The organism is Erythrobacter sp. S249 (assembly GCF_057364975.1).
On record NZ_CP200287.1, the window covers coordinates 1076002 to 1082155 of the forward strand.

General features: G+C 60.6%; 4 protein-coding genes. All 4 read right to left on the bottom strand.

The features are described from left to right. Nucleotides 1-103 precede the first annotated feature (103 nt). The 4 genes from AC0V6V_RS05185 to AC0V6V_RS05200 are packed head-to-tail and all read right to left on the bottom strand — an operon-like array spanning nucleotide 104 to nucleotide 6133. Nucleotides 104-2227, bottom strand: a complete 2124-nt coding sequence (locus tag AC0V6V_RS05185) for a site-2 protease family protein (RefSeq protein ID WP_486166236.1) — start codon at nucleotides 2225-2227, stop codon at nucleotides 104-106. A gap of 32 nt (nucleotides 2228-2259) precedes the next feature. Then, the gene (locus AC0V6V_RS05190) at nucleotides 2260-3651 is read right to left on the bottom strand and encodes an efflux RND transporter periplasmic adaptor subunit (RefSeq protein ID WP_486164370.1); all 1392 of its coding nucleotides are present in this window, start codon (nucleotides 3649-3651) and stop codon (nucleotides 2260-2262) included. Next, nucleotides 3632-4633, bottom strand: coding sequence for an efflux RND transporter periplasmic adaptor subunit (locus tag AC0V6V_RS05195; protein WP_486164371.1), 1002 nt, complete (start codon nucleotides 4631-4633; stop codon nucleotides 3632-3634). Before AC0V6V_RS05195 ends, AC0V6V_RS05190 begins: the two co-directional genes overlap by 20 nt. Before the next feature lie 3 nt (nucleotides 4634-4636). Next, on the bottom strand, nucleotides 4637-6133 hold the full coding sequence (locus AC0V6V_RS05200; protein WP_486164372.1) for a TolC family protein: 1497 nt from the start codon (nucleotides 6131-6133) through the stop codon (nucleotides 4637-4639). Nucleotides 6134-6154 lie beyond the last annotated feature (21 nt).

The window sequence follows — 6154 nt, forward strand, 5'->3', positions numbered from 1 at the left end:
TTTGTCATGCTGTGACGGAACTATTCCGACACGCTGAAAGTTGAGTTGCCTTGGGCTTAGGGGTAAGCCCTTAGCTTCTTGCGCGCTGCTCGTAATGCCCGACCTAGAAAATACGGCGGAACATGCGCGCGAGCTCAGTCGCGGCCCACTCAGCAAAAGAGCGCCCTTCGGTGCGGATTTGAACCGATCCCGGCACCAGCTGGATCTGATAGTCTTCGCCGCTCAGCGCGCCCTTTTCCGCAATCATCCGAATACGGTACAACGCCTCTCTCGGGGCCAACTCCTCGCCGTCTTTGTCAACCGCGATCGGTCCGCCATTGGTCGAGGCAAGGATGGGCTGTTCCAGCCGCGCAATCGCGCTCGAAGACATCTCAACCAACTTGGCAGAGCGCGACGGCCCGCCCGCATCGGAGGCTACAAATGTGCCCAGCGCGCCATCGCTGAGGCGCCAAATCTCGTCCTCTGGGACATAGGCCTGAACATCGTAATCGCTCGGCGTTACGACATGGGCGATCACCTCTTCGCCGCCAATCCAGCGCCCTGGATGCATATCTGGCATCAGTCCCGAGACCGTGCCCGGCCCCGGCGCGCGCAGGATCAGCTTGTCGGCGCGCCTTTCCAATCCAGCCAGCTTGCCGCGCTCCCGCGCCAGTTCTCGCTCCAGCACAGCGCGGTTGGAGCGGTCCCGGCTGTCCGCCATGGAGCGGCCCATCTGCAGTTCAAGCTGAGCGATCCGCACTTTAGTGGAGGCGGCATCCGCTGCGAGCTCCGGCGCGTCGAGCTCTATGATCGGATCACCTGCGGCGACTGTCTGACCATTTTGCGCAATCACTTTGACCACGCGCGCTGGCTCTCCTGAAACAATCGGCGCAGCGCCAACCGGGGTCAGAACGGCATAGCCGGTCACATGCCGGTCGAGCGGCAGGAAAGCAGCCAGCAGCAGCCCTCCCAATATCCAAAACCACGCCTTGCCCCGGCGGGTGCTGGTGATCGAATTGCGAAGGCCAGCCCACTCACGCATTTCAGCAAACACCGGGCGACCGATAAACACCGCCAGCTCCACAATCGCCAGGATCAGGCCGAGCGGTTGGAAAAACAGATTGTAGACTAGGATCGCGATCCCGGTGAACAGAAACAGGCGGTAAATCCAGGTCGCATAGGCATAGATAATCATCCCGCGCCGCAGCTTGCGCGGCACTTCTTCCGGGGCATCGACGCCTAGTCCGAAGAGGATTTCGCGCATCTTCCACTTGCCCAGAGCAAAGGCGCGCGGCTGCAAATTGGGCACGTTGAGAAAGTCCGACAGCACGTAATAGCCATCGAAGCGCATGAACGGATTGAGATTGATCGCGAGGCTCATGATCCAGCTGGTCGTCGCCAGGATAAAGGCGACGCTGCGCGCGGTACCATCGGGCAGGATCACCCAAAGCATCGTCGCAATGCTGGCCACCATCAGCTCTGCGGCTACCCCTGCGCAATCAATCGCCAGGCGTTTCTTGCGCGATGTCAGCCGCCAGGCCGCCGTCGTATCGGTGTAGAGCACCGGCATCATCACTAGAAAGCTGACGCCCATGGTCGGCACCCGGCAGCCATAGCGGGTGGCTGTGTAGGCGTGGCCTAGCTCGTGCAAGATCTTCACAAAGAACAAGCCTGCGCCATAAGCGATCAGGCCCTGCCAGCTGAAGAAATAGAGAAACGACGCCATGAAGGCATCCCATTGGCGCGAGACCAGAAACAGGCTGGTGAGCGCGAGCGCAGCGAAGAACACCAGGCTGTAGAGCGACCACAGCGGGCGGACATGCTCAATCGTACGCTCCAGAAAGCGCGCAGGCTTAACCAGCGGAATGCGGATGAAGAGATAATTGTCGAGCAGCCATTTCCACGCCGCTTTCTTGTTGCTGGCGCGCTGCTCCATAAAGGCAGAGACACTGTCGCGCCCCACTGGGCCGACAGTAAGGCCATTGGTCGCGGCGAATTCGACGACGGCATTGAACGCTTCATTGGATTCGTCGCTGGTGAAGCCGCGCTGCTCCAGATCATCACCGATCCGGGCCAAATTGCCGCTCGCCCAATGGGAAAAGATCACAAATTCGATCTGACCCAGCTGAAAGAACGCATGGCGGACGGGGTCAAACAGGTTCCAGCTTGGCGCTCCATTGACCAGCGGCGCGCCCGGTTCGATCCGCAATTCCTGCCGCAAGGCGGGCAGCGGAGGCGGCTTTGGCATCTCCGGCAGATCAATGGGGATCGCCGCTGAACTCATAGTCCGACAAATTGGCGCAGGGCAGCAATCGGCCGGCGCAGCAGCGAGTAAACAAACGGCACCCAGCGGCCATAAACCTGCGCCGTGCCGCGCGATCCAATTCGGGGGTTATCGCCATCCAGACGCGCGGTGAGCGCAAAGGCGAGCGTTCCATCGGGCGTCTGGCGGGCCTGATAACTCGCCGTCTCCAGCAGACCGTCGATGGCCCACAAAGGCTGGGAATCGAGCCACATTTTGATCTTCGCGCCCTTCTCCAGCGACATCTGCTCCGCCGCCGGCAAATCGATGCGGATCATCACCTCATCTGGATTGACGACCTGCATGATCGGATCGCCAACATTAACAGCGCGCCCTTCCCAATCGCGGCGGTCGCTGAACAAAGCCATCCCGTCGCGCTGAGCGGTGATTGCGGATTGTCCGGCGAGCTCTTTCGCATAATCATATTCGGCCTGCGCGACTTCAACCTCGGCCCGCATGATCGCAATATCAGAGGTCTCGTCCTCGTCACTAAAGGCAGAGCTGGTGGAGCGTTCGAGCCGCGAGCGAGCAACAGCCAGCCTTTCCTCGGCCAGCTCCAGCTCATTGTCGAGCCGGACGTCGTCAAAGCGCAGCAGCACTTGGCCCGCCTTCACCGGAGCATTCGGTGTGACCTCGATTGAGGCAATTCGGCCTGAAAATGGTGCAGCAACGATGTAGGGCCGCTCAGCAACGATCTCAGCAGGGGCCAGAGCTGTCAGGCGCACCGGGAACAGCAGGATCACGGCAACGGCGACCGCGATCCATTTCTTCTTCTTGCTGTCGATCACAGGGAGCCGGCGTACAGGCTTACCGCCGCTCTGGGCCAGCCAGGAATGCGCCGCTGTTTCGGCGATGCGGGCCGCGCGGTATTTCTCGCCCTCGCGCAATGGCTCATCGCGGGCGAACAGCAGACCGCCGAACACTTCGCCGTCTTTGCCGAGCAGCGGCTGCCAATGCAGCTGGGAATAGGGATATTGGTCAAAGGCCTCGTCCGCGCGCAGGCTGGCCGCGTCAAAGGCGTTGGGCTGCTCCAGCCCGTGATCCTGAGCGAGGCGCTCAATCGCCTTCTCCAGCGCATGGATCAGCGGCGCATTGCGGTCCACGGTCGCCAAGGAGGAGGCGCATTGCACCTCAAAACCCTGCCCGATCCGCGCCTGGCGCAGCACAAACATCTGGCCGTAAGGCAAGACCTGCCGCGTTTCATTGGCGACAAGATATTGCAGTTCTTCGACGGTTTCCTGGCGGCGAATTTCCGCCTCAAATTGCAGCAGCGCAGCAAGCTTTGCCGCATCCGGCGCTGCGCCTTTGGGGGCCAGAGAGCTGACCTTGGGCGCAGCGGCCTCAACCGGATCAGGTTGGCTGGCTGCCATCGGCTTCAGCCCCTTCCGTGGCCGCTCCGCTTGCTTCGCCTTCAGCCGCGCCTTCGCCCTCACCCGCTGCCTCTGTTTCGGCAGGTGCCTCGCTCGGCTCTTCGAAAGTCGCTGTGCCGCTCATTCCCGGCAGGACCAGAGCATCGCCGCGATCAATATTGGCACCAATGCGGATCGTCTTGCTGACCGGATCAACCGATGCGCCCAGCCGGGTGACAACGCCGGTGATGGTCGCGCCTGTCTCGTCGATCACGAAGTCAAACTTCGCACCCGGCTCAAGCCAAGTTAGCCAATTGCTGGGAACGATCAGGTCCGCCTCCAGGTCGCCGCCGCTTTGAATGCGCAGCAGCGGCTGACCGCTCGCGGCCACTTCGCCGCGGCTTGCGATCTCTTCGACCACTGTGCCGGCGAATGGCGCATAAACCGCGCAATCGCGCAGCTGAGCCGAGACCGCATTGGCCTCTGCCTGAGCGCGGCCAAGATTGGCGCGCGAGACCGCGACTTCGTTTTTGCCGACCGCCTCATAGCTGTCGAGCTCAACATTGGTCTCATAAGTTTTTTGATAGGCGGCGGTTGCGGCGCGGGCCGCGTTCAATTCCGCCTGAATGGTTGAGCAGTCAAACCGAGCAAGCAAGGCCCCTTTGCCAAAGCTGCGCCCTTCCCGAAATGGCATAGAGGTGATCCGCGCGGTCATGCGCGAGGCCACTGTGCTCTCGTTCTTCGCCGCGATCACGCCGCGCGCCTCCAGAACCGGCTCTGGCTCGGGCTCTGAGGCGACTTCACCGCCCTCACCCGCTGCCAGTTCCGTCTGCTCTGCTGAGGCCACAGCGGTGTTATCCGACCACTGCGTGTCGCCGCTGCCCGCATAGACAACGCCTGCTATGGCCGCAGCCACAGCAAGCATGCCGCCGCCAATCCACAGCTTGCGGTTGCCATCTTCTGCGGGCGGTGATCCCTCGTCCACCTGCTCAATGTCACTCATGTTTTAACTTCCAGACAGCTTTACCGCAGCTTCGCGGTCCTGCCACATTTGCTCCAGTGATGCGCGCAGAGTAGCGACATCTTCGCGTCCGGTCACGTTTGGACTAAACTCGTCGATGCCCATTGAGGCGAACAGGCCAGCATAAGCGTTTTGCGCCTCTGCATAAGCGATGTCATATTTCACCTCTGCGGCGAGCGTATTCATCTCTTCACGCAGCAGTGTCTGACGGCTCATTGCTCCGGCCCTATGGCCAGAACGAATTTGATCGAGGATCTTGTCTTGTACCTTCATCTGGCGCGATGCCGTGTCGAGCTCTTCGCTCAAATGGCTGAAGCGCGCACGCGAGACGTGAACCTGCGTCATCACTGCCATGGTCAGCGCCAATTCGCGCTGTTCCAGCAGATCTTCCTGAGCGCGCACGGCCTTTTTGTGCGCTGGCAGGCGGAACAGGTTGAGGACGTTCCAGCTGGCGCGGGCGCCGTAGTTCATCCAGTCATTGTTAAACAGGAAGTCGTTGGAATCGACATTGACACCCAGGACACCGCGGAAGCTTGGCAGAGCGGAAAGCAGTGCCGCATCCAATTCGCGCGAATTGATCCGCTGACGATAGCTAACCTCGCGCAGCTCTGGACGATTGAGCAGCGCCGTCATCATCATGTCTTCGCCTTGGTAATTGACCGCAGGCAAAGTGTTGGTGCGATCTGGCAAAGCGAGCGAGAACTCAGTGCCGGGGCGCAGGTTCATGAGCGCGGCCAATTGCGCCTTTGCAACCACCAGCTCGCGCTGAAGCTTGCGGATTTGCGCCTGAATTTCCAGCAGTTCACGCTGATAAGTCAGCGCGGTCAGCGGAGCAGACAGACGGCGCTCAGCCAAACGCTCTGAATTTTGCAGCGTGGTGGTGACCGAGTCTTCCAACTCTTGCAGCTTGGTCAGCAGGCGTTCGGCGCTAACCGCCCGCCAATAGGAAGACCGCACATCTTCGATCACGCGGTTAGCAACCTTGCGGCGGCGCTCCTGCGCGATCAGAACTTCATCCGCGCCTTGCTTGGCCCGAACATAGGACAGGCCGAAATCGAGCACGTCCCAGCTGAGCGCGAGATCTGCGGTAAACAGATCGCGCTCCTGCGAGGTTGAAGGCTCCAGCGATTGCCGCCGGGTGATCAGCGAGAGCGAACTCGCACCAGAGAAGTTGTTGCGTCCGGCATAGCCAGCGCTGGCAACCAATTGCGGCAGCATATCGTAACGCTGAAGATCAAGCTCGCGGTCGCGCAGCGCAATCTCCATGAGCTCAACCTTGTAGTCGAGGTTGTATTTCAGCGAGCGGGCCATCGCCTCATAAAGGTCAATTGGCGCCGTCACCGGCTCCTGATCCACATCAACCCGCTCAAAATTGCTGGCCGCTGTTTCGTTCAATTCCGCCGCCGTGAACGGCTCGGGTACAGTTGCGCAGGCACCCAGGAAGAGTGTTGATGCGCTTACCAGTGCAAGTCCCTTATTCATTGGCTCACCTTCATCCGTTCT